Source organism: Streptomyces sp. L500 (assembly GCF_054551825.1).
On the sequence record NZ_JBTOLC010000043.1, the window covers coordinates 26869 to 48659 of the forward strand.

General features: G+C 71.5%; 21 protein-coding genes and 2 pseudogenes. 10 read left to right on the plus strand and 13 right to left on the minus strand.

Features of this window, described 5'->3' with window-relative positions:
* Positions 1-149 precede the first annotated feature (149 nt).
* The gene (locus ACX9I7_RS27235; RefSeq protein WP_459388820.1) at positions 150-683 is read left to right on the plus strand and encodes a GNAT family N-acetyltransferase; all 534 of its coding nucleotides are present in this window, start codon (positions 150-152) and stop codon (positions 681-683) included.
* Positions 684-1033: 350 nt separating this feature from the next.
* Here ACX9I7_RS27235 and ACX9I7_RS27240 read toward each other — a convergent pair whose 3' ends face one another.
* Positions 1034-1885, minus strand: coding sequence for a LysR family transcriptional regulator (locus tag ACX9I7_RS27240; protein ID WP_459388821.1), 852 nt, complete (start codon positions 1883-1885; stop codon positions 1034-1036).
* Positions 1886-1966: 81 nt separating this feature from the next.
* Between ACX9I7_RS27240 and ACX9I7_RS27245 the strand changes: the two genes are divergently transcribed.
* Positions 1967-2461 (plus strand): cupin domain-containing protein, encoded by a 495-nt coding sequence (locus ACX9I7_RS27245; RefSeq protein WP_459388822.1) that lies wholly within the window; start codon positions 1967-1969, stop codon positions 2459-2461.
* Positions 2462-2507: 46 nt separating this feature from the next.
* Positions 2508-2591 (plus strand): annotated as a pseudogene (locus ACX9I7_RS27250) (DoxX family protein); the annotation flags it as partial.
* Between the two features lie 370 nt (positions 2592-2961).
* On the opposite strand, the gene ACX9I7_RS27255 reads toward ACX9I7_RS27250, so the two are convergent.
* Positions 2962-5004, minus strand: coding sequence for an outer membrane protein assembly factor BamB family protein (locus ACX9I7_RS27255; RefSeq protein ID WP_459388823.1), 2043 nt, complete (start codon positions 5002-5004; stop codon positions 2962-2964).
* Between the two features lie 241 nt (positions 5005-5245).
* Here ACX9I7_RS27255 and ACX9I7_RS27260 point away from each other — a divergent pair, with 241 nt between their 5' ends.
* Positions 5246-5569: a macro domain-containing protein gene (locus ACX9I7_RS27260; RefSeq protein WP_459388824.1), complete on the plus strand. Its 324-nt coding sequence runs from the start codon at positions 5246-5248 to the stop codon at positions 5567-5569.
* 70 nt (positions 5570-5639) lie between these two features.
* On the opposite strand, the gene ACX9I7_RS27265 is transcribed toward ACX9I7_RS27260, so the two are convergent.
* Positions 5640-7250, minus strand: a complete 1611-nt coding sequence (locus tag ACX9I7_RS27265; protein ID WP_387570543.1) for an SDR family oxidoreductase — start codon at positions 7248-7250, stop codon at positions 5640-5642.
* 363 nt (positions 7251-7613) lie between these two features.
* Between ACX9I7_RS27265 and ACX9I7_RS27270 the strand changes: the two genes are divergently transcribed.
* Positions 7614-8051 carry a tautomerase family protein gene (locus ACX9I7_RS27270; protein ID WP_459388825.1) on the plus strand — a complete coding sequence of 146 codons (438 nt, stop codon included), beginning with the start codon at positions 7614-7616 and terminating at the stop codon, positions 8049-8051.
* On the opposite strand, the gene ACX9I7_RS27275 is transcribed toward ACX9I7_RS27270, so the two are convergent.
* Positions 8036-8911, minus strand: a complete 876-nt coding sequence (locus tag ACX9I7_RS27275) for an endo alpha-1,4 polygalactosaminidase (RefSeq protein WP_459388826.1) — start codon at positions 8909-8911, stop codon at positions 8036-8038. The genes ACX9I7_RS27270 and ACX9I7_RS27275 overlap by 16 nt on opposite strands.
* Positions 8912-9103: 192 nt before the next feature.
* Entirely contained in the window at positions 9104-9781 is a 678-nt protein-coding gene (locus ACX9I7_RS27280; RefSeq protein WP_459388827.1) for a hypothetical protein, read from the minus strand.
* Positions 9782-9787: 6 nt separating this feature from the next.
* Here ACX9I7_RS27280 and ACX9I7_RS27285 point away from each other — a divergent pair, with 6 nt between their 5' ends.
* Positions 9788-10024 carry a hypothetical protein gene (locus ACX9I7_RS27285; protein WP_387570553.1) on the plus strand — a complete coding sequence of 79 codons (237 nt, stop codon included), beginning with the start codon at positions 9788-9790 and terminating at the stop codon, positions 10022-10024.
* A 7-nt stretch (positions 10025-10031) separates the two neighbouring features.
* Here ACX9I7_RS27285 and ACX9I7_RS27290 read toward each other — a convergent pair whose 3' ends face one another.
* From ACX9I7_RS27290 to ACX9I7_RS27315, 6 genes are all read right to left on the minus strand, one after another.
* The gene (locus tag ACX9I7_RS27290; protein WP_459388836.1) at positions 10032-11129 is read right to left on the minus strand and encodes a glycosyltransferase family 2 protein; all 1098 of its coding nucleotides are present in this window, start codon (positions 11127-11129) and stop codon (positions 10032-10034) included.
* A 314-nt stretch (positions 11130-11443) separates the two neighbouring features.
* Entirely contained in the window at positions 11444-12484 is a 1041-nt protein-coding gene (locus ACX9I7_RS27295; RefSeq protein ID WP_459388828.1) for a sporulation-delaying protein SdpB family protein, read from the minus strand.
* Positions 12478-13017, minus strand: coding sequence for an SdpA family antimicrobial peptide system protein (locus ACX9I7_RS27300; protein WP_459388829.1), 540 nt, complete (start codon positions 13015-13017; stop codon positions 12478-12480). Before ACX9I7_RS27300 ends, ACX9I7_RS27295 begins: the two co-directional genes overlap by 7 nt.
* Positions 13018-13275: 258 nt before the next feature.
* Positions 13276-13965 (minus strand): sporulation delaying protein family toxin, encoded by a 690-nt coding sequence (locus ACX9I7_RS27305; protein ID WP_387570562.1) that lies wholly within the window; start codon positions 13963-13965, stop codon positions 13276-13278.
* A gap of 178 nt (positions 13966-14143) precedes the next feature.
* Positions 14144-14506 carry a GntR family transcriptional regulator gene (locus ACX9I7_RS27310; protein WP_387570565.1) on the minus strand — a complete coding sequence of 121 codons (363 nt, stop codon included), beginning with the start codon at positions 14504-14506 and terminating at the stop codon, positions 14144-14146.
* Positions 14507-14508: 2 nt separating this feature from the next.
* A complete protein-coding gene (locus ACX9I7_RS27315) occupies positions 14509-15504 on the minus strand; it encodes a hypothetical protein (protein ID WP_459388830.1) in 996 nt (331 codons plus the stop codon).
* Between the two features lie 596 nt (positions 15505-16100).
* Here ACX9I7_RS27315 and ACX9I7_RS27320 point away from each other — a divergent pair.
* The 4 genes from ACX9I7_RS27320 (at position 16101) to ACX9I7_RS27335 (ending at position 20617) form a co-directional block, all read left to right on the plus strand.
* A complete protein-coding gene (locus ACX9I7_RS27320) occupies positions 16101-16913 on the plus strand; it encodes an SDR family NAD(P)-dependent oxidoreductase (RefSeq protein WP_459388831.1) in 813 nt (270 codons plus the stop codon).
* Between the two features lie 57 nt (positions 16914-16970).
* On the plus strand, positions 16971-17045 hold the full coding sequence (locus tag ACX9I7_RS27325) for a 50S ribosomal protein bL37 (protein ID WP_387571198.1): 75 nt from the start codon (positions 16971-16973) through the stop codon (positions 17043-17045).
* Positions 17046-17114: 69 nt separating this feature from the next.
* Entirely contained in the window at positions 17115-17915 is an 801-nt protein-coding gene (locus tag ACX9I7_RS27330) for a GNAT family N-acetyltransferase (RefSeq protein ID WP_459388832.1), read from the plus strand.
* Positions 17916-18034: 119 nt separating this feature from the next.
* Complete coding sequence (locus ACX9I7_RS27335) at positions 18035-20617, plus strand: sensor histidine kinase (protein ID WP_459388833.1); 2583 nt, start codon at positions 18035-18037, stop codon at positions 20615-20617.
* Between the two features lie 18 nt (positions 20618-20635).
* Here the strand turns inward: ACX9I7_RS27335 and kdpC are convergent, their stop codons facing one another.
* Complete coding sequence (gene kdpC / locus ACX9I7_RS27340) at positions 20636-21289, minus strand: potassium-transporting ATPase subunit KdpC (RefSeq protein WP_459388834.1); 654 nt, start codon at positions 21287-21289, stop codon at positions 20636-20638.
* Positions 21290-21325: 36 nt separating this feature from the next.
* Positions 21326-21791 (minus strand): annotated as a pseudogene (locus ACX9I7_RS27345) (potassium-transporting ATPase subunit B); the annotation flags it as partial.

A 21791-nucleotide genomic window follows, 5' to 3' on the forward strand; every position in this document is an offset into this window, starting at 1 on the left:
GGTGATGCCTACCAGCCGCCGCCGTCCGTGATCGGGGTCGGGGCGGACCGGAAATACCGACGTCCTGCTCTGGACGAGGTTCTCCTCCGGTCCGGGGTCGTCGCCGCCGGATTACCACCGAAGCCCCGGTGTCGCGCAGGATGGGTCGTATGACTGAGATCCACACTCCCCGTCTGCTCCTGCGTCGCTGGCATGACGACGACCTCACCTTCATGGCGGACATCAACGCGGATCCGCGGGTCATGCGCTGGGTGGACGATGGCTCGACGCTCGACCTTGACACCACTGCCGAGGAGATCGAGCGTTGGGAGGAGGAGTGGGACGAGGAGGGCTTCGGCCTTTTCGCCGTCGAGTTGCTGGGTTCCGGTGAGCTGATCGGCTTCACTGGGCTGTTCGTGCCGGAGTTCCTGCCGGAGGTGCTGCCCGACGTGGCGATCGGCTGGCGGCTCGGTGCCCAGTTCTGGGGGCAGGGGTACGCGTCCGAGGCTGCTCATGCGACGCTGGAGTTCGCGCTCCAGGACCGTGGGCTGGAGCGTGTCATCAGCATCAGCCGGCTGGGGGACAGGGCCTCCGCGAACATCGCCGACAAGCTCGGCATGGCGCAGGAGCGCGAGACGACGCATCCGGTGCACGGCTTCCCCCTGGTCGTGCACGGCATCGATCTCACCGAGTTCGCGGCCTGAGCCCTGCCCCGTCGCCGCGCGGGGCTCTTGACCAGCAGCCCGCTCAGCGGGTCCGGGCAGCGGCCGGACCCCCGGGAATGGTGCGTGTGAGTGGGGACGCGACAAGCACCGGGCCCTGGCGAGCCGGCCCCCGGCCCTGGCGGACGTGGTCGACCGGGACGTCGCGGAGGTCTCCGTGGCGACGGGCCGCGCCCGGCAGGGCCGCCTTCCGCCAACCGTGATCGCACGATTGCCATCCGCTGTCGAAAGAGGCCGGCGGCTTCGGCACCCCTCGCGCACCCCTCCTTCGTGCTGCGGCCGGACCCCGCAACGCACCTGGTTCACGAGCCGTGGGTACCGGGTGTCGGCGTTCAGTGACGGTAGGCGGCTGCCGCGATCTCGATGAAGGATCGGATCAGCGGGTTGGTGTCGCCTTCGTTGCACACCGCCACCACTCGGCTCGGCACCATGTCGATCAGCGGCACCACGGCCAACTCCGCGGGCAGGTCGTGTCCGAGGGGGGCCAGGCCGACCGTGCCGTTCCACAGCACGGCGTGCAGGCATTCCTGGACGGCGCGCACCACTGGGCCCTCGCGTGGCGTGCCGCCGTTCCAGTACGACTGCCAGATGGGATCGGTGCCCCGCGGGAACTGGAACCAGGGGCGGTCGCTCAGCTCGGCCAGCCGCAGCCGGTCGCGGCGGGCCAGCGGATCGTCGGCGCGCAGGACCACACCGACGGGATCGGTTCGCAGCGCACGCACCGCCAGGGCGGTCTCGTCGAACGGCGCCCGGGTCAGGGCGACGTCGACCAGCCCGGTGCGCAGCCCGCACGTCGGGTCGGTCAGATCGGTGTCGCGGATGCGGATGTCGATGCCGGGGTGGGTTCGGCGGTAGGCGGCGGCCAGCCTGGACACCGCCGGGTCGGTGCTGTCGCCCAGGATGCCGACGGTGATGGTCGCGGCGCCGGCTGCCGCGCTCACGCGTACACGGACGCGGTCGGCATGGTCGAGCAGGGCCCGCGCCTCGTCGAGCAGTACCGCGCCCACCGGGGTGAGCGTGACGCCGGTGGGTGAGCGGGTGAACAGCAGGGCCCCGACGTCGGCCTCCAACCGTTTGATCGCCCGGCTCAGCGGCGGCTGACTCATGTGCAGTCGGGTGGCTGCCCGGCCGAAGTGGAGTTCCTCGGCGACGGCAACGAAATAGCGCAAGGTCCGTAGCTCCACGCAGCAACGATACCCAGGGGGTATCGGCGCTGCGGGATGGGTCTTGGACACCGGCGGGCCCCCGGCGGTGCACTGGTGAGCATGACCGAAGAAGTACAGGCCAACGCGCCGCAGGCCCACCCCGCCGTATCGGTGATGGGGCCCGGCGACGGCGAGACGATCGTTCTGGGCACCACGCGCATACGCGTCCTGGAGGACGGCGGCCGCACCGGGCACCGCGTCGCGATCACCGAGTCCGTCCTCGCGCCGCACACCCAGGGGCCGCCGCAGCATCGCCATGCCCAGCACGACGAAGGCTTCTACATCCTCTCCGGGACCGTGCGGTTCACCGTCGGGGACGAGGACCACGACGCCACCGCGGGCACGCTCGTGGTGGTTCCGCCCGGTACCCCGCACACCTTCGCCAACCTGACCGACCGACCCGCCGTCATGCTCAGCGTCTTCACCCCCGACCTGTACGTGCAGTACTTCCGGGATCTCCAGGAGATGCTCGCCGACGGCCGGCCGTTGACGCCCCAGGCCAATATCGACGCGATGAGCCGCTACGCGACCGAGCCCGCCACCGATCTCGACTGAAGCAGTCGACGGACCTCCCTGAACCGATGACCCATGAACGGGACCCATGAACATCGCCTACTGGATCGTCGCGGGGCTCCTCGCCCTCTTCCATGTCTACGCGGGCACGCTGAAGGTTGTCCGCAGTCGCAGGCCCTGTTGTCGCCCCGTGGCAGGGGGTGCGGGTCGCGGAAGGCCGGCTCGGCAGAGTGGGCCTCCTGTATGACGGTCACGGCCATCCGGTCGGCCATGCGGTCGTTCCTCTCTGGGGACACATCACGCCGGGCCCTCTGATGCAGACCCGACATTTTTCCCATCGCCCTGCCGCCCACTCACGTTGGATTCGACTCGTTGTCCCTGTGGGGCACGCAAGCCCCGCTGTGGACCGCCCGCTCGGGGGAGGGGCGGTCCACGGGGTCTTGCGCGAACCGCGTGGACCCCGCATCCGTGGGGGTTGGCGCCAGGTTCCCTTGAACGACCTGGTCAGGAAGTGTCGGGCCATGGCACACACGGGACGACCGTCAAGCGGCGGTTTCACCGGTGGTGGCGTCGAGGGCGTAGAGGGTCCGGTCGCCACCGCCGGCCACGTAGACCACCCCGCCAACCACCGTGGGTACGGCGAAGGAGGCGTCTTTGCTGGTGATGCCCCACTTCTTGGCCCCGGTGACGGCGTTGAACGCGTAGAAGTCCGTGCCGCTGCCGAAGTACACGACTCCGTCGGCCACCGCGGGGGCCGAGGAGTTGGCATTCGTGGGGACCGTGGCGGCGGTCCACTTCTCGACACCGTTCGCGGTGTTGATCGCGTAGAGCCGGTTGTTCCCTCCGTACACGTACGCCACGCCGTTGGCCACGACGGGGGACGCGAATATGGCCCGGTCGATGGGGGAGTCCCACTTCTTGCTGCCGCCGGCCGCGTCGAGAGCGTGGAAGTGGCCCTCCGAATCGCCGATGTAGACCACCCCGTCGACCACGAAGGGTGCCGAATCGAAATGCGCGAGCTCGGTGGTGCGGTAGGTCCACTTCTCGGTTCCGTCGGCGGCGTCGAGCGCACGGAGGCCCATGCCCGGCATCATGCCGGCCACGTACACCACCCCGTCGGCGACGACAGGAGCCGACCGGCGGCCGTTGAACGGGTGGGTCCACTTGCGGGTTCCGTCGGCGGCGTTCACAGCGTGGACCTTGGAGTCCCAGCTGTTGACGTATACGACGCCATTGGCCACGAAGGGCGACGTGGAGAGGGCGCCGCCCGCGGTATAGGTCCACTTCCTCGTGCCGGTGGCCGCGTCGAGCGCGTACAGGCTGCCGTCCGTGCTCGCTGCGTACACCGTCCCGGCGGCGACCGCGGGAGCTGCCATGACGCCACCAGGGGCGAACGTCCACTTCTTGGCGCAGGTCGCGGCATCGAGCGCGTACAGGGTGTTGTCGCCGGAGGCGGAGCCGACGTACACAACCCCGTCGGCCACTGTCGGCCCGCCGTACAGCACGCCGGGCGCGTGGAACGGCCATTGCTTCCGGTTCCGGTACGCCACGGCGGCGATGCCACCGCCCGTGCCGGCCGTGGCGACGGCGCCGGCCGCGATCCAGAGGAACCGCCGCCGCGAAGTCCTCCTGTCGCTGTCCTGGCCGCCGTCCCCGCCCGCCGGCGCCGGGTCGATCGGGCCAGGCGGGGGCGGAGCCGCCACGGGAGGCCGGACGGGGGCCGTCCGCGTCGGCAGGCCGGCCCGCCCGGAGGCGGTGTCCGCCGGGCCCGCGGCGAGCAGGGCGCGCAGACGCTGCCGGACCTCGCGGGCGGTCTCCGGTCGGTCACGGGGGTCCTTGGCGAGCAGGGCCAGTACGAGCGCGTCGAGCTCGGGTGGAACACCCTGGCGGCGGACACCGGGCCGGGTGGGAGGCATGCTCAGGTGGGCGTTCATCATGGCGAGCGGCCCGTCGGCCCGGAAGGGCACGTCACCGGTGAGCAGTTCATACAGGACGCAGCCGAGCGCGTAGAGGTCGCTGCGCCCGTCGCCGGGCTCCTCGCGGAAACGCTCGGGAGCCATATAGGCGAAGGTCCCCATGACCTTGCTGGACTTGCGCTTCGACTCGACGAACCGGGCGATCCCGAAGTCCAGTACGACCAGCCGGCCCTCGGGGGTCAGCATGAGGTTGGACGGCTTCAGGTCCCGGTGCACGACCCCCGCGTCGTGGGCGGCCGCCAGCGCGGCGGCCGCCGACTCGGCCCACTCCACGGCCACAGACACCGGCGGCATGCCGTCCTCCGCCAGCCGTCTGCCCAGATCCCGGCCCTGGACGAACTCCATCACCAGGAAGAGCGTCCCGTCCACCGGGTCCTGGCCTAGGTCGTGCACCGTCACCACGCCCGGATGGTGCAGCGCGCCGGCGGTGCGGGCCTCACGGAAGAACAACTCGGCCTCGTGGTCGTCGCCCCCTCGGTGCAGCAGGAGTTTGACGGCCACCCGGCGCTCGATCACTCGATCCCGGGCTTCCCATACCTCGCCCATCCCGCCCCGGCCGACGAACCTCACCAGTTCGTACCGCCCGGCCAGCGTCCGCTGCCCCGCCAACGCCCCGTCCCCTCGCCGCCGTCACCTCTGCAGTGCGCCCACGATCTCATTGTCGATCGTCCCGTACATGCCATTCGGCTCGGTCGGGCGCAGCGACCGTCCTCCGCCCCGTCAGGCCGGCACATGACGGGCGAGGAAGGCGGCCTGCGCATCGTCGGCCGGCTGTTCGGGTGCCTCGTAGCCTCGTAGCGGGCCGGGCGTCCGCGGGGCGTTGTCAGTGCTCGTGCTTAGGGTGGCGGGCATGAGGGGCGCGATCGAGTACGTGCGTGGGGATGCCACCTGTCCGCAGGGCGATGGTCCCAAAGTGATCTGTCATGTCGTCAACGACGCGGGCGGCTGGGGGCGGGGGTTCGTGACGCGTGGCTCGGACCATGTGCCCGTCCGGTACGAGGCGATCGACCAGGCGCTGCACCGCCTCGCCGACGCCGCGCTGCGGCTGGGCGCGTCCGTCCATATGCCGCGCATCGGTGCCGGTTTGGCCGGGGGACGCTGGGAGCGGATCGAACCGCTGATCCGGGCCCGGCTCGTCGGCCGGGGCCTGGCCGTCACGGTCTACGACCTGTAGCTGGACCCGGGGGAGCGACGAGCGCGAGGGTGCGCGGGCCGGCCAGGGCTCGTCGGCCGCCCGGTCCTGGTCACCGCGGACGGGAGCCGACGCCGGGGCCGGGATCGGGGGCGGAATCAGGGCCGGGATCGGGCTGCCGGGCGGCGGCGCGGGCGATGTTGCGGGCCATGCCGCCGAAGACGGCGGCGTGGAAGGGGCTGACGGCCCACCAGTAGAGGTGGCCGAGCAGACCGTGGGGGTGGTACACGGCGCGCTGGCGGTACCGGGATCGGGCTCCGGGTTCGCCTTCCGCACCGTCCGGGGCGTCCTCGGCGTACATTTCCAGCCAGCCCAGACCGGGCATGCGCATCTCGGCGCGCAGCCGCAGCAGGCTGCCGCGGTCCAGGGCCTCGACGCGCCAGAAGTCGAGGGAGTCGCCGACCCGCAGGTAGCGGTCGTCGCGGCGGCCGCGGCCGAGCCCGACGCCGCCGGCGAAGCGGTCCAGCCAGCCGCGCGCGGCCCAGGCGAGCGGCATGGAGTACCAGCCGTTGACGCCGCCGATGCCCTCGATGACCTGCCACAGCGCCGCGCGCGAGGCCGGGACGGCAATGTGCCGCTCGTCCGTGTAGAGGCTGCCGCCCGCCCATCCCGGGTCGGTGGGCAGCGGATCGCTGGGCGCGCCGGGTACGGCGGCGGACGACCAGCGCGTGGTGACCTGGGCCTGCTGGACCCGGCGCAGGGCCAGTTCGATCGCCTTGGCCAGCCCGTAGGGGTGGCCGGGTGGATCGGGGACGTACTGGCCGATGTCGTGGTCGTGGCAGACCACCTCGTGGCGCAGGGATTCCGTCAGGGGCCGGGCGATGCCGGCGGGGACGGGGGTGACCAGGCCGACCCAGTAGCTGGACAGCCGCGGGGTGAGTACGGGCAGTGTGAGGATCAGGCGCCGGGGCAGGCCGGCCACCCGCGCGTACGCGCGCATCATGTCGCGGTAGGTGACGACGTCGGGGCCACCGATGTCGAAGGCGCGGTCGATGGCGGGCGGCAGCCCGGCGGCGCCCACGAGGTAGCGCAGCACGTCGCGGACGGCGATCGGCTGGATGCGGGTGCGGATCCAGCTGGGGGTGACCATGACCGGCAGGCGTTCGGTCAGGTAGCGCAGCATCTCGAAGGAGGCCGAGCCGGAGCCGATGACGACCGCGGCGCGCAGGACGGCGGTGGGCACGCGGCCGGCCAGCAGGATGCGGCCGACCTCCGCGCGTGAGCGCAGGTGGGGGGAGAGTTCCCGCTCGGGCACCCCGGCCGGGAGCAGGCCGCCGAGGTAGACCAGGCGGCTCACCCCGGCGGCCTCGGCGCGCTCGGCGAAGATGTGGGCGGCTCGCCGGTCGGTGGCCTCGAAGTGGCGGCCGGTGCCGAGGGCGTGGACGAGGTAGTAGGCGACGTCGACCCCCTCCAAGGCGGCGGCGACCGATCCGGGGTCGGTGACGTCCCCCTGCACGATCTCGGCCTCGCCGGCCCAGGGGTGGTCGCGGAGCTTGTCGGGCGTGCGGGCCAGGCAGCGCACGCGGTATCCGGCGGCCAGGAGTTCGGGCACGAGGCGGCCGCCGATGTACCCGGTCGCGCCGGTGACCAGGCACAGCCGCCCGGCGCCGGGGGCCGTGCCCCGTGCGCCGGTGGTCTCCGGGTCGGTGGGGCCGCTGTTCATGGCAGTGCGTGCCTTCCTGGTGCCGGGCCGGCTGCCGGGGCCTTCCGGCGGCGGGCCTCCAGCATCCCGCAGGGACGGAGCGCGGCGAGGCAGGCGCGATCGTGTCGCGGCGGGGGCCGGGCCGTGTCAGTGCGTGTCCCGCCCGGATGACGTCGGCCTGGCCGGTCGTCAGCCGCTGCGCGTGGGATCAGTGGGCTGCGCGTGGGATCAGCGGGCTGCCCGTCGGGATCAACGGGCTGCCCGGGCGAAGTGGGTGCGGGCACGCGTCTGTACCTACTGGTATGTACACTGCGCAGTGATCACCATGGGGTCGCCGCCCCGCCGATCCGACGTTCCCTCACCGATCCGGAGGAGACAGCCGACATGCCCTTAGTTCGCATCGACGCGATAGGCACCGACCGCCCCCGCCTCGACGCACTCGGCCGCGCCGTGCACCAAGCCCTTCAGGAGACGCTGGGCATTCCGCCGGACGACCTGTTCCAGATCCTGACCGGGCACGACGGCACCACCAGCGTCCTGCGCTACGGCCATTACCTCGGCGCCGACCGCGACGACGGAATCGTGTACGTCGCGATCACGCTGCGCTCCGGACGCACGGCGGCGCAGAAGCAAGCGCTGTACCGGCGCGTCGCCGAGCTCGCCCACGAGTACGCGGGGACCGAGCCCCGGAACGTACTGATCACCCTGGCCGAGAACACCTCGGCCGACTGGTCGTTCGGGCATGGGACGGCTCAATACATGGCCGGAGGCGGCGCACCCAGCGATTCCGCGGCAGGAGCGGGTTCTCAGCAGGACTCGTAGACGTAGCCGCGCTTACCGGCAGGGCTGACCTCCCGGTCACGCAGGGTGATGGACAACTCCTTCGCCCACGCCCGGCAGGCAGCGGTGAAGTCCTTCTTCCCGTACTCGATGTCGAAGACCCGGGCGCCGTAGGCACGGCTGAATTCGGGGCACTCCTTGTAGCGGCCGCATTCTTCGACGACGGCGAAGTCGAAACCGATGCGGGCGTGCTGGGGCAGCAGATCGGTGGTGTTCTTCTGGGCGATGGCCAGGTTCCGCTTGTGTGCACGGACGGCAAGGAGCTGCGCGAAGGCGACCGCGTGCTGGGAGGTGAGCTTGCCGTCGGACCGCTCGTAGGAGTCGAGGTTGTCCGGCTCCACCGCGTCGTAATGCGCCGCGGCGCAGCCGTCGATCCATGGGCCGACGATGTTCATCAGGGCCTCGCGCTTGGCGGGGGTGGAGATGTCCAGAAGGGGCTCGTCCCAGTCCTTGTCGACGATCAGGCGTCCGTCGTCGTTCTTCAGGAGCAGGTCCGGATGCTCCTTCTTCCACCAGCCGACGACTTCGCCCGGTTGCGTCTGGAAGGCGTTGACGTAGCAGATGTTGTAGAGCCCGTCGACGGGCTTGGCCTCGCGGTCGCGGGAGACGGCCCGCACGTTGCCGGCGGGCGGGTACGCGCCGCCGAGTTGGTAGTCGAAGACGGCGTCCGGGCTCGGTCGCCGCACGTTCGCCGGGGCATCGGCGTCCGGGCCCGCGGTTGTGGGGTGCGTGGTTTCCTGGGGGTCGTCGCCCTGGTCCGTTCCCGTGGCGGAACAGGCCGCGATAAAGAATGTGGACAGGAGCATGGCGGCGCAAGCGGCGCGGGTGCGGAGAAGGAACACGAAGGCACCCTAGATCTTCCGGCGGCTCGGCCACCGGTTGGCCCCGGGACGTACCACTGGGCCCAAAGGCCGCGCGATCGTGGCGGCAGGCGGAGACGCCCCGGTTTCAGCTCGATCATCTGGGACGTGAACGCCGACGGCCTGTCGGGCCCCTCATCGTGCCGCCGGGCGGTGATGGTCACTCCCGGTGGATCATGTCCCCCAGTTTGCGATCGAAACCGCCAGGTCGTTCCAGCGGAAGCGGCCGAGATCCGGAGTATTGCATCCCTTGGGCTGGAAGAACTCATCTCCATGCCACTGGAGGAGATCGAAGAGTGAGACGTCGAATCGGCATTGACTGAGCGAGGAGATGACGAAATTCCAATCCTGCGTGCCCAGGAAACCTCTGTGCACCTTGCCCAGGTCCGGGTATCCCAGCCCCGCATCCACGCACTTCACGTCGCCCCCCTCATTGATGTCTTCGAAAAAACACACCTGGGTGGGCAGGGAATCGGGTGGCTGCGTACAGATCGCCTCGAGTGATGCCCCAAGCGAGCTTTCCTCGGCCCCGGCATGCACGCGGCGCGCCTCCGCAAGCATCGCTTCGCGGTTGGTGAAGGCCCCCAGCGCCAAGGATGAACCGTAGACCAGGCGCGTCATGAACAAGGGCCGTTCCACCTCTGCGTTCATGCGCTCAAGATCCTCGACGAATTCCCCATTGAGAACGACAGGAACGTCCGGGTGGAACTCGCGCTTGCGCTCGCTGTACGGCAGGCGAGCAGACAGCTCGGCGGCCAGCCCGGGGGATATCTTTTCAGGCTCTGCGGTCTCAGAATTGCGCGTGGAGGTTCCGCTTTCTTCTCCAGGAAACTTTTGTGCCATCTTCACCATCTCCTCATGGCCCTGATCGGCACGGATGCGCAAACCCGAATGACGGCTCAACAGTTGCCACAGGCGAGTATCTTCGGGATGCGGGAGATCTTTCCTGTTTCCACGCTAGCCGCCAGTGCCCCAAGTTGCCTGATCGGCAGCGGCGACGGTGCCCCGGAGCCGTCCGGCCTCGACCTCGCCCGGGTCGCCCTGCAACAGGCCCGGCCGGCCACGCAACGTCGTCGACAGGGCAACGTTGCCTGATGGGGCACTAGCTCGCGACGGGCGCCTCCACCGCGCGTTCGGTCTTGGCCCAGTGCCCGCGCCGGGTGATGATCTGCCACAAGGCGCGCCAGCAGGCCGCGAAGCCGAGATACATGCACATCGCGACGGCGGGAGACCAGCAGACCGCCTTCCAGGCCGGCAGGTCGTCGGTGCGGTGCCAGTAGAGCAACGCCGAAACCAGGTAGGCGGCGAAGGGCAGGCACTGCCAGGCCAGGACGTTCAGCCACGCCGCGCCGGGCACAAGGTGGGGCGTCCCGGTGCCGTTCGAACACAACGCGCGGAGGATCGCGTAGTGCTGGACGATCGAGGCGGGCAGGGTGACGAGGTACGGGGCGAGCAGGTAGCCGGTGAGTTCGACGCGGCCCGAGAGGCCGACGGCGGGCCGGGACCAGAGTTCCGGCAGGCGGCTGATGGCGCTCATGTGTCCGTGGTACCAGCGGGTGCGCTGACGCAGCAGGCGGCGTGGGCTGGTCAGTCCCTGCTGGGAGACGAAGGCCGCGGTGGTGGAGGTGACCGTCCAGCCCCGGGCCGCCAGGCTGATGCCCAGGTCGAGGTCCTCGGTCAGGGAGTCCGTCCAAGGACGTGGTCCGATGCTGTCGAGGGCGGAGAGCCTGCTGAACTGGCCGTTGCCGCCCATGCTCACGGTGCCGGTGGCCATCCGGCCGAACTGGGTGAGCGCGCTCAGGGCCCAGAACTCCAGATCCTGCAACCGCAGCATCCAGCGGTCGTTGCCGCGGACACGCACCGCCAGCTGGGCCCCGCCCACCGCCGGGTCCGCGAATCGCCGCGTCACCCGGTTCGCGGCGCCCGGCGTCATCCGGCCATCGGCGTCCAGCACACAGACCAGGACCCGACTCGCGTTCAGGCCGTCCCTGTCGGTGTGCTCGCGCACCGTGCGCAGCCCAGCGTTCAGGGCGGCGCCCTTGCCCCGCCGCGCGGCGGGCAGCGCCCTGCGGACCAGGGTGACGCCATCGCCCCCGACGGCGCGCACGATGCGGGAGGTGCCGTCGTCGCTGCCGTCATCGATGACGACAATGCGCGCGCCTGGTTGTCCGTCGAGCAGACAGCGCAGCGTGTTGGCGATACCTCGCGGACGGCACCACCTTTCCGGCTTCCGCCCGGCCCTTGGCTACCCGGACGAGATGCCGGATCCACCCCGGTACATCCAGGATCAGGGTGCTTACGGGTGCCACCGAGGCATTCGGTCACACCCCGGCGCACGACATGCGCCCCGAGTGGCACGGCCGCGTTACGGCTACCAGGAGCCTGCTTGGGGCGGGCCCACTCCGCGAGGGTCAGCGGCCACACCGGTCACTCGAGGCGACCCGTGGAACGGTCACGGGGTGACGTGCTTGCCCGCCGGAGTGCCGATCGCCGTGGCGGACGGCCGGGCAAGGGCTACGGGACAAGTGGCCGGGGCGAGGACGGCGAGGACGATGTGGCCGGCGAGGACGGTGTGGCCGGTTCCGGGGTTGCGGGTGAGGGGCCGCCGGACGACGCGGGTGCGCATGACGATGTCTGCTTCTTTCGTGAACGGTCGGGCGAGAGAAGGGGGAAGCTGTGGCCGATGGGGCTGAGCAGGAGGAAGAGGCCGGCTCCCATGGCGAGGGCGAAGCTCCACAGGCCCATCAGGACCGCGATGCCGAGGTGGAAGGCGATGCCGAGCGGCAGGAGCACCCAGCGGGCGCGCTGGGACATCAGCGGCGAGGCGGCGAGGGCGAGCTCGAGGGCGACGGGGAGCCAGGTGAGGGCGGCGACGCCGACGGGGGAGTGGACGACGTGGTCGGTGAGGGGCCGTATCCACTCGGGGAAGCCGAAGGAGGAGTTGTTGGCCCAGTAGTACATGGCGCTGCCGTCGGCCCACTCGGTGTGCGGGAGCTTGGCCACGCTCGCCTGGAAGTAGAGCAGGGCCATCTGGAGGCGGGCGACGGCCCAGGCGCTGAAGCCCAGCAGGGCCCACAGGCGCGTGGCGCGGGACGCGGGCTCGTCCTCCGTACCGGAGGGGCGCGTCCGCCAGTGCCAGCGACGGCCGTCGCCGAGGGCGACGAGTGCCAGGAGCAGGGAGAGGATCCAGGTGATCTGGTCGCCGCCGTCACCGATGGCGATGCCGGAGAAGACGCTGAAGCTGACGTAGGCGTGGGGGAGGGCGGTGAGCCGGGGCCGCCAGCCCGAGGCGACGACCAGCAGGACGGCGACGCACAGCCAGCGCAGCAGGTCGAACTGCCCGCGCGGTACGAGACAGAAGGCGCCGCCCGCCGTCATGCCCTGGCACAGCGGGTACTCGCCGATGGTGACGACGGGCCGGAAGAGGGTGGCGGAGCTGCTGAAGGCGAGGGTTCCGGCGGTGCCGAGGGCGAGCAGGGTACGGGCGTGGCCGTAGGCATTGCCCCAGGGCAGGGGAATGCCGCGGGCGCGGCGGGGTGACGGGTCGTTCAGCATGTGACGTCCATGGCGAGGTAGCGCTCGGGGGTCGTGCGCCCGTGGACGAGGTCGCGCCAGGCCCACGGGACGGGCTTCTCCTGAACCAGTGCGACGCGCCCGCAGACGGTCGGTTCGGGTGAAGGGTTCTTCACCTTCCTGGACGACCGGGCGTCCGTCAGGCAGCCGGCGAGGTCGTTCTCCTCGCACTCCTTCCACTCCCGCTTCTCCGCCAGATTGAGCAGGAGGGAGATCTCGATGCCCTGCGAGCGCGAGGCGCGGTCGAGACCGAAGGCGTTGCGGGGGCTGGAGTGCGGCGTCAGCGCCAGGGAGGTCCAGTCGCCGTCCGTGGTCCGCCGGTAGGGCAGGACCTCCACGTCCCGGGGCGACTTGGTGAAGAACGCCCAGCCCTGTGGCGCGACGTTGGCGACGGTGGAGCGGACCTGTTTCTGGCCGGGCAGGGAGAGCACGTTCTTGGGCACGTGCACCTGCGCCACGTAGAGGACGGCCACGCTCCAGGCGAGGACGACGGCCAGCACCGAGCGGCGGGACACCTGGACGCGGCGAGGCGCGGGGCCTACTGCGGCCGAGCGGAGGAAGCGGCGAAAGCCGAGGGAGCGGGGGAAGCGAGGAAAGCTGAGGAAGTCGCGGACTCCTGGTGTCCGTTCGGGCCGCTCTCCTGCGGTGCGCTGGGCGGGTATCACGTCGTCTTCCCGGTCGTGGGTGTGCTGTGCAGTGCTGGTGCGTGGGCCGGGCGGCCGGCGTGGCCCGGCCCACGGTCAGGGGTGTGCTCTGGTGAGGACGCGCCCGGGTCAGGCGGTCTTGAGGATCTTCGTCACGGTGGCGACGGCCTCGTCGTGGCCCAGGGCGGTGGTGTCGTCCTTGGGCGCCACGCTCCAGAACCAGTTCTTGGCCTTGACGAAGTTGGCGCCGACCGCGACGGTCACGGTCACCGCGGCGGCAGCGGCCGTCACGGCGGCGGCGATGTGGATGACCGCGCCGGCGACGGCGACGAAGGTGCCGCACATCTGGCCGTTCTGCGCCGGCTGGGCGGAGTTCTTGCCATCGGTCGTCTTCACCGTCGACAGCAGCTTGGCCTGGGCGTCGTTGACGGCCGCCTCGACCTTGCGCGGGTCGCCGCTGCGGGCCTTCTTGCCGAAGGACGCGAAGAAGCCGGGGTACGCGGCGTCGACGGCGTCGGTGACGACCTGCGCCACGCGCGCGGAGTCCTTGGCGTCGCCCTTGGCGAGTTCCTTGCGCATGTCGCTGAACAGCGGGTTCTTGGCGAGCTCGGCGCCGACCTCGCCCTGGCCGAAGAACAGGCCCTTGAAGACGGCCTTGCCGTCCTCGGCGGCGTTCGGGGCGGGCTTGGCGGGCGCGGCGTGCACGGTCCGCGCGTGGCCGGCGGAGCTCGGCGCCGCGGCGGCGGTGGCACCGGTGACGCAGACGGCGGTGGCGGTCAGGCCGGCGACGATGCCGGCGGTGCACCGGGTGATCTTCATGGAGGTTCCCCCTCGATTGCGGACATGGTGATCCCGCGGCAGGGACAGTGGACACCTGCCGCGGGACTCGCGATCTTTCGGCCGGAACGTTTCCATTACCGGTGAGTCAGGTCACCGGTCGGAGAGGGTTCCTTATGCGATCTTGACAGCGGGGAACTTCCGCCTCAGCGGTGGAAGTTCAGGTTCCGGCGGCCAGGGAAGCGCTGATGAGGGCGAGTACGTCGGCATCGGTCATCCCGAGCGTGCGGGCGTCGGCGACCAGCCGATGGGCCTGGGCCGCGAGCCGGGCCCGATCGGCGGTCCGTCCCTCGGTGACGACGGCGCCGCGACCGCGGCGCAGTTCGAGCAGCCCCTCCTCGCGCAGCCGCTGGTAACCCCGGAGCACGGTGTGCATGTTGACGCCGAGGGACGCGGCGAGATCGCGTGCGGAGGGCAGGCGCTCGCCGGAGCGTACGGTGCCGTCGGCGATGGCGCCGCGGACGCAGGCGGCGATCTGTTCACCGAGCGGGAGGGACGAAGAGGGGTCGACGCGGAAGAGCACGGTCACCCTCCGGCGGCGGTGCGGCGTTCACGTTCGCGTTCGGCGAGGGTGTTGAGCAGTGCCGCCGCGGTGGCGGCGTCGTCGACGGTGACGACGAACTCGCTGCCGGTCGTCAGCCGGGCGGAGATGGCGTCGCCCGAGCGCAGCACGATGCCGCTGGCCCCGGGGCGGGCGCGGTAACCCCAGCCGCCGAAGTCGCGCACGGGGTTGACAGTGCGATGACCGGCTTCGGCGATGCGCTCGAGCGGCACGTTGAGGCGGGGCCAGGGGGTGAGGGAGGGTGTGACGGTGATGCCGCGCCGGTCGGCGGTGACGCGGGCGCCCGTCAGCAGGGCCATGGGTGCTCCGGTGATCAGTAGCGGCAGCGCCGGCAGCCACCCGGTGGTGAACCCGATGACGATTCCGGCCGCCGCCACCAGGACCCCGGTGACGGGCAGCACCCGGGAGCCCGCGACGCGGGTCCAGCCGGCGGTCTCGGAGTCGCCGAGCGGGAGGCGCTCGGCACCGGTGGAGGGGGCCGAGACGGTCTCGCTCTCCTTGGCCTTGCCGCAGATCAGCCAGCCGATCGCCGCGTAGACCGCCGCCGCCGCGAAGGCGAGCGCGGCCTGCGCGCCGGGCAGGGTCACGGACGAGGCGTCGGCAACATCGGAGTTGGCCAGCAGCACGGCGACGATCAGCCATCCGGTCAGTACCGCGACCGTGCCGCCGATGACGGCGATGACGCGCTGGACGCCGGGAGTCGTCCGTATCCAGTAGGTGAGCGCGCCGAAGAGCACGCCGTCGCCGATCAGTACGCCCAACGCGGTGGCGAGGAAGGACCCTTGCCCGGAGAAGCCGTCGGCGTGCCCTCCGGACCCGATGTGGACGGCCATCCGGCCGGGGAGCCGGTCCCGGAGGGACAGGAACGTCACCAGGACGGCACCGACGACCAGCACGGGTGGTACGACCGCGACGAGGACGCGACGGGCGTTGAGGGGCGCGGCGGGTGATTGCGGCATGAGACTACCTCCACTTGTTCGTGTATGAGTAGAACAAGTGGAGGTGGGGTGAGGAAGGCGCCCGCCCGCTTCCTAACGTGGTTCGAACGCCCTTGAGGCCCCGTGCGGTTGCCGGATGGCGGCCCACTGGCGGCGCGTCAGGGCGGCGTCAGGGATGCGACGTGTCGCTTGCGCCGGGCCGGCCGGGCTCCTTGGATGGTGTCCGTGAACAGCCACCTGCGCCATGACGACCGGCCGCCTCATACGGCGTTGCCCGGCACCGCGCGCTGTTCGCTTTCCGCGCGCTGAGCGCACTCTCGTTCCGCGACAACGCGCACGCGACGCCACGACACCGTGACGCCGCGACGCGTGGCACCGCGACATCGTGGTACCGCGACGCCGCGGCAACGCGACAGTGCCCGACGCACCGTCGTGATCCCGTAGCACCGTCGTGATCCCGTCGCACACCACCCGGCCCGTCGGCGCGCACGTTCACACGTGTCACCGCTGACGTCGCCTTCTGTTCGCACGTCCTGTTCGCACCTTCTGTTCGCACGGCGGCCCGCCACGAGGCGGATCCAGCCGCCGCATTGTTCGAATTCCCGGAGTGGATTCCCATGTCTTCTGCTGTCTCGCCCGCTCCCAGGACCGTTCTGGTCACCGGTGCCACCTCCGGCATCGGCTGGGAGACCGCCCGGCTGCTCGCCGGCCGGGGGGACACGGTCATCGTGCACGCCCCCGACCAGGCATCCGGCGACGACGCCATCGCCCGCCTGACCGCGGCCGGCGCCGACACCCTGCGGCTGCGCCTCGTCGTCGCGGACTTCTCCCGGCTGGACGAGGTACGGGCCATGGCGGCCCGCGTCGCCGAGGAGCACCCCGTCCTCGACGTGCTGGTCAACAACGCGGCCGTCGCCGCGCCCGAACGCCGCACCGTGACCGCCGACGGCAACGAGTTGTCCTTCCAGGTCAACTTCCTGGCCGCCTACCTCCTCACCCACGAGCTGTCCGGCCCGCTCAGCGCCCGCCCCGGCAGCCGCGTGGTCAACGTGTCGTCGGCCATGCACCGCACCGCCTCCATCTCCTGGAGCGACCCGCAGCGCGCCAAGCGCTACTCCCGCCTCGCCGCCTACGCGCAGTCCCAGCTCGCGCTGACGATCTTCACCCGGGAGCAGGCGCCCTGGACGTCGGTGAGTGTCCACCCCGGGGTGTGCGACACCGCGCTGCTGCCGCTGTACGCGCACGAGGGCGACTCCGCCCTGCAGGGCGCCGAGCGCGTCGTACGACTGTGCGACCCGGCCACCGAGCTCGCCCCCGGCGCCTACTACGACCGCACCGCCCTGTCCCCGGCGGCCCCCGTCGCCATGGAGGACCGCACGGTGCGCCGGCTGTGCAAGCTCGCCGACGGACTCGTCGCCCAGACGGCCTGATCTCTGTAACACCCCGCAGCCCGTCAACGAACTTTTCGAAGGAAGGAACGACCCCCGATGTCCAAGCGCGCCCGTAAGAAGCGAGCCCGCCGCAAGAAGAACGCCAACCACGGCAGCAAGGCCTGCAGCTGACCGCGGGCCGTCACCACCGGGGCGGGCGGTGCCCCACCGCCCGCCCCCCCCGGGTTCCCCGGAGCCGTCATGCCGCAGCACAACGCCCTTCGCACCGCGCCCGCGATTCGGGCCCGGCAGGTGATGTTCCCCGCCGGCCGCCCGGGTGTGGGCGCCCTTCCCGAGCACGCCGCCCGCACCGCACTGGGCACCTGGTGGGCCGACCACCCCCTGCGTCCACGGGCCGCCGCCGTCTCCTGCGCCGGGTACGCCGTCCTCGCCGGCGACCCCGGCGCGACGGCCCTGGAGGACCTCGCGTATCTCGCCCACTGCTACGTGGTCACGCCTGACCGCTTTCTGCCCGTACTCGGCAGCGCCTTCGTACGGATCGTGCCCTGGGAGCGCATGATCTGGGCGTACGACGGCCCGGTGCCCGCCGTCCGGCCCGCCCCCGGTGTCGTCGTCCGCCCCCTCACGCCCGCCGACACCCCCGAGGTCCGGGCTCTCGGCCCGGACCTCGCCTGGACCGCCACCAGCTGGGGCGGCCCGCCGGGGCTCGCCGCGTCCGGCCACGGCTGGGGAGCCTTCCGCGACCGGCGACTGCTCTCCCTCGCCTGCACCCTCTTCGCCGGCAGCCGCTACGAGGACATCGCCGTGGCCACCCTGCCCGCCGAGCGCGGCCGGCGGCTGGCCTCCGCCTGCGTCCGCGCCCTGTGCGCCGACATCACCGCCCGGGGCCGCGTCCCGTCGTGGAGCTGCTCCCGCGACAACCACCCCAGCCGCCACCTGGCCGCGAAGTCCGGCTTCCGGCTGATCCACACCTACGTGCACTACGCCCTCGGAGCCCCGGCCGCCGCCACCCGGCTTCCAGCGGCGGCCACCCGACGGTAGGCGCCGGGCGGCCGCTACGGCGGGGACGCACCATGGAAACCGGAGGGCCGCCGGTCGGGCACGCGATCCGGCACGCGGTCCGGCCGGGGACTCATGGACGAGTCGGCGGGAGTCGGTCGATGGCGGCGCACGCGAAACTGCGGATCTACCTCGGGGCCGCCCCGGGTGTGGGCAAGACCTACGCCATGCTCGCGGAGGGCCGACGACTGCTCGCCCAGGGCGCCGACGTGGTCATCGGGTTCGTCGAGCCGCACGGACGCCGGCCCACCGCGGCCATGGCCGAGGGCATCGAGACGGTCCCGCGCCGGACCGTGCTCCACCGCGGGGCGGAGTTCACCGAGATGGACGTCGACGCCGTCCTCGCCCGTCATCCGCAGGTCGCCCTGGTGGACGAGCTGGCCCACACCAACGTGCCCGGCAGCCGCAACGCCAAGCGGTGGCAGGACGTCGAGGACCTCCTGGACGCCGGCATCGACGTCGTCACCACCCTCAACGTCCAGCACCTCGAGTCCCTCAACGACGTCGTCACGCAGATCACCGGCGTACGGCAGCGGGAAAGACTCCCGGACGAAGTGGCGCGCCGGGCCGACCAGATCGAGCTGGTCGACCTGCCACCCGAAGCGGTGCGCCGTCGCATGACACACGGCGACATCTACCCACCCGACCGCATCGAGGCGGCCCTCACCCACTACTTCCGAATCGGCAACCTCACCGCCCTCCGCGAGCTCGCCCTCCTGTGGCTCGCCGACCGGGTGGAGGAGGGCCTCCAGCGCTACCGGACCGAGCACGGGATCGTCGCACCATGGGAGACCCGGGAACGCATCCTGGTCGGGCTGACCGGCGGCCGGGAGGGCGAGACGCTCATCCGTCGTGCCGCCCGCATCACCGCCAGGACGCCCGGAAGCGAGCTGCTGGCCCTGCACGTCGCACCGGGCGACGCACTCGTCGACGCCGATCCCACGGTTCTCGCCGAACAGCGCGCGCTCGTGGAGTCCTTGGGCGGCAGCTACCACCAGACCACCGCCGACGACGTCGTGCAGGGGCTTCTCGACTTCGCCCGCGCGGAGAACATCACCCAGGTCGTCCTCGGTGCCGGCCGCCGGGGCCTCCTCGGCTCCCTGCTGCGGGGTGACGTGGGACGGCGGACGATCCGCGACTCCGGCCCCATCGACGTCCACGTCGTCACACACGAGGAAGCGGCCGGAGTCACCGGTCTCACGCTGCCACGCCCCGGCCGGGGAACCGGCCGCAAGCGGTTCTGGCCGGCCGTGGCCGGGGCGGCCGTACTCCTGCCCGCGCTGACGGCCGTCCTCACCACACTGCGCGACCGCCTCGACCTCTCCAGCGACCTGGTGCTGTACCTGCTGGCGGTCGTCGTGGTCGCCCTCGTCGGCGGCCTCGGCCCGGCCCTGCTCGCCGCGCTCGCCGCAGGGCTCCTCGCCGACTACTTCTTCACCACGCCCGTACACACCTTCGGTATCGAACGCGGCAACGACATCCTCGCCCTGACGGTCTTCGTCGCCGTCGCGGCGCTGGTCGGATCGGCGGCCGGCCTCGTCAGCCGGCGCACCTACCGGGCCACGCGCGTCACCGCCGAGGCCCACGCCCTCAGTCGGCTGGCGACGGCCATGATGCACGGCCGCGATCTCCCCGCCCTTGTCGAGCAACTGCGCGAGAACTTCGGCCTCACCGCCGTCAGCCTGCTCGAGCGAGCCGACGACCCGGTGGCCCGACCCCGCTGGTTCGTCGTCGCCAGCGCCGGTGAACGACCACCCGAGCGTCCGTACGACGCCGACCTGGAGAGCCCCATCGACGAGCACCTGACCCTGGCCGCTCGCGGCCGCGGCCTGAGCGCGGACGACCAGGACATCTTCGCGGCGTGCGCCGCACAGCTGGGCATCGCCCACGCCCATGGCCGGATCGCGCTCCAGACCGCCGGGACCGGCACGCGGGAGACCGCGGAACGAAGCCGCGCGATGCTGATCGCCGTGGCCGTCCGGGACTTCCGGACATCGCTGGCCGCGATCAGCGCGGCACTCGCCCGGCTGGCGGACCCGGCCGCCGACCGGCCGGCACGCGAACGGGCGCGGCTGCTGGCGGAGGCACGGCACTCGGCCGGACGCGCCGAGCGGCTCGCCGGTGAGCTCGACGATCTCGGCCGGTTGCAGGCGGGCGCCCTGGAGCTGCACCTGCGCCCGGTCGACGTCGGCGAGGTGCTCACCACCGTGCTGGACGACCTCGGGCCCGGCGGCCGCACGATCTCGGTCGCGCTCCCGGAGGATCTGCCGGACGTCATCGCCGATGCCGCGGTCCTCGCCCGCGTCCTCACCACTGTCGTGACGGAGGCCCTGCGAGGCGGCGGCCCCGACCGGTCGCCCGTTCTCACGGCCCAGGTGTCGGACGGCCGGCTGATCATGCGCATGGAGGGTGCCGGAGCCGAGGCGGATGCGGTGACCGCCCCGGCGGGAAGGACGGCAGGCGAACGGACCGAAAGCCTGTCCTTGTTGCTGGCCCGCGACCTCGTCGAAGCCATGGGAGGCGCATGGGAGGCCGGTGCCGGCGGCCACCGGGGCACCGGGCGGCGGGCGGTCGTCTTCGCCCTGCCGGTGGTCGCACGGCGCTCGGGGGCTGCCGACCGGTCCGTCGACCGGTCCACCACCGGGGCCCGTCAACCCGCTCCGGGGGATGACGAGACCCGATGACGGCAATCCGAGGCGAGCTCAAGCGGGCAGGAGAGCGAGGGCGTGGTTGAGCTCGATCACACTGACCCGTTCCTGTCCGAGGAAGCCCAGTTCACGACCGCGTACATGAGTGGCCACAAGCGCTCGCACCCGCTCGGCCGGCAGGCCGCGGGCCTTGGCGACCCTGGCCACCTGTTCGTACGCGTAGGCGGGGGAGATGTCGGGGTCGAGTCCCGAGCCGGAGGCGGTGAGCGCGTCGGTGGGGACCGACGCGGGGCCGACACCGTCGAAGGCGGCCACGGCGGCGCGCCGTTCGGCGATCGTCATGACGAGCCGGGGGTTGTCCGGGCCCAGATTGGAGGCGCCCGAGTAAGTGGGGTCGTAGGGGCCCGCGCCCTTACCCGCGTCGGCGGCGGAGGGCCTGGGCTGGAACCACTGGGGATCGGGGCGAAGGGGTTCCGAGATGTCGTCGGGGTTCTTCTTCGGCAGGGCGAAGTTCTGGCCAAGGAGGCGGGAGGCGACGGGTTTGCCGTGGTCTTCGATCAGAGAACCGTCGGCCTGGTGCCCGAAGGCCAGCCGACCGATGCCGGTGACGGCGAGCGGATAGACGATGCCTGTGACGACGGTGAACACCAGGAGCATGCGGAGGGCCGACAGGTGCTGCCGCAGCATCGGCGGGAGGTGCGGGAACATGGACGACGCCTCTTCTCACGGGTTCTCACGGGCCGGTCAGCGGAGGCCGGGGACGAACTGCACGGCCAGGTCGATGAGCTTGATGCCGAGGAACGGCAGGACGAGCCCGCCCAGCCCGTAGACCCAGATGTTGCGGCTGAGCAGCGAGGCGGCGGACGTCGGCCGATAGCGCACACCCCGCAGCGCGAGCGGGATCAGCGCCACGATGATCAGCGCGTTGAAGACGATCGCCGAGGTGATCGCCGAGGTCGGGCTGTGCAGGCGCATGATGTTGAGCTTGTCGAGGCCGGGGTGGACCGCGGCGAACATCGCGGGGATGATCGCGAAGTACTTGGCGACGTCGTTGGCGATGGAGAACGTGGTGAGCGCGCCACGGGTGATCAGCAGCTGCTTGCCGATCTCGACGATCTCGATGAGCTTGGTGGGGTTGGAGTCCAGGTCGACCATGTTCCCGGCCTCCTTGGCGGCCGAGGTACCGGTGTTCATGGCCACGCCCACGTCC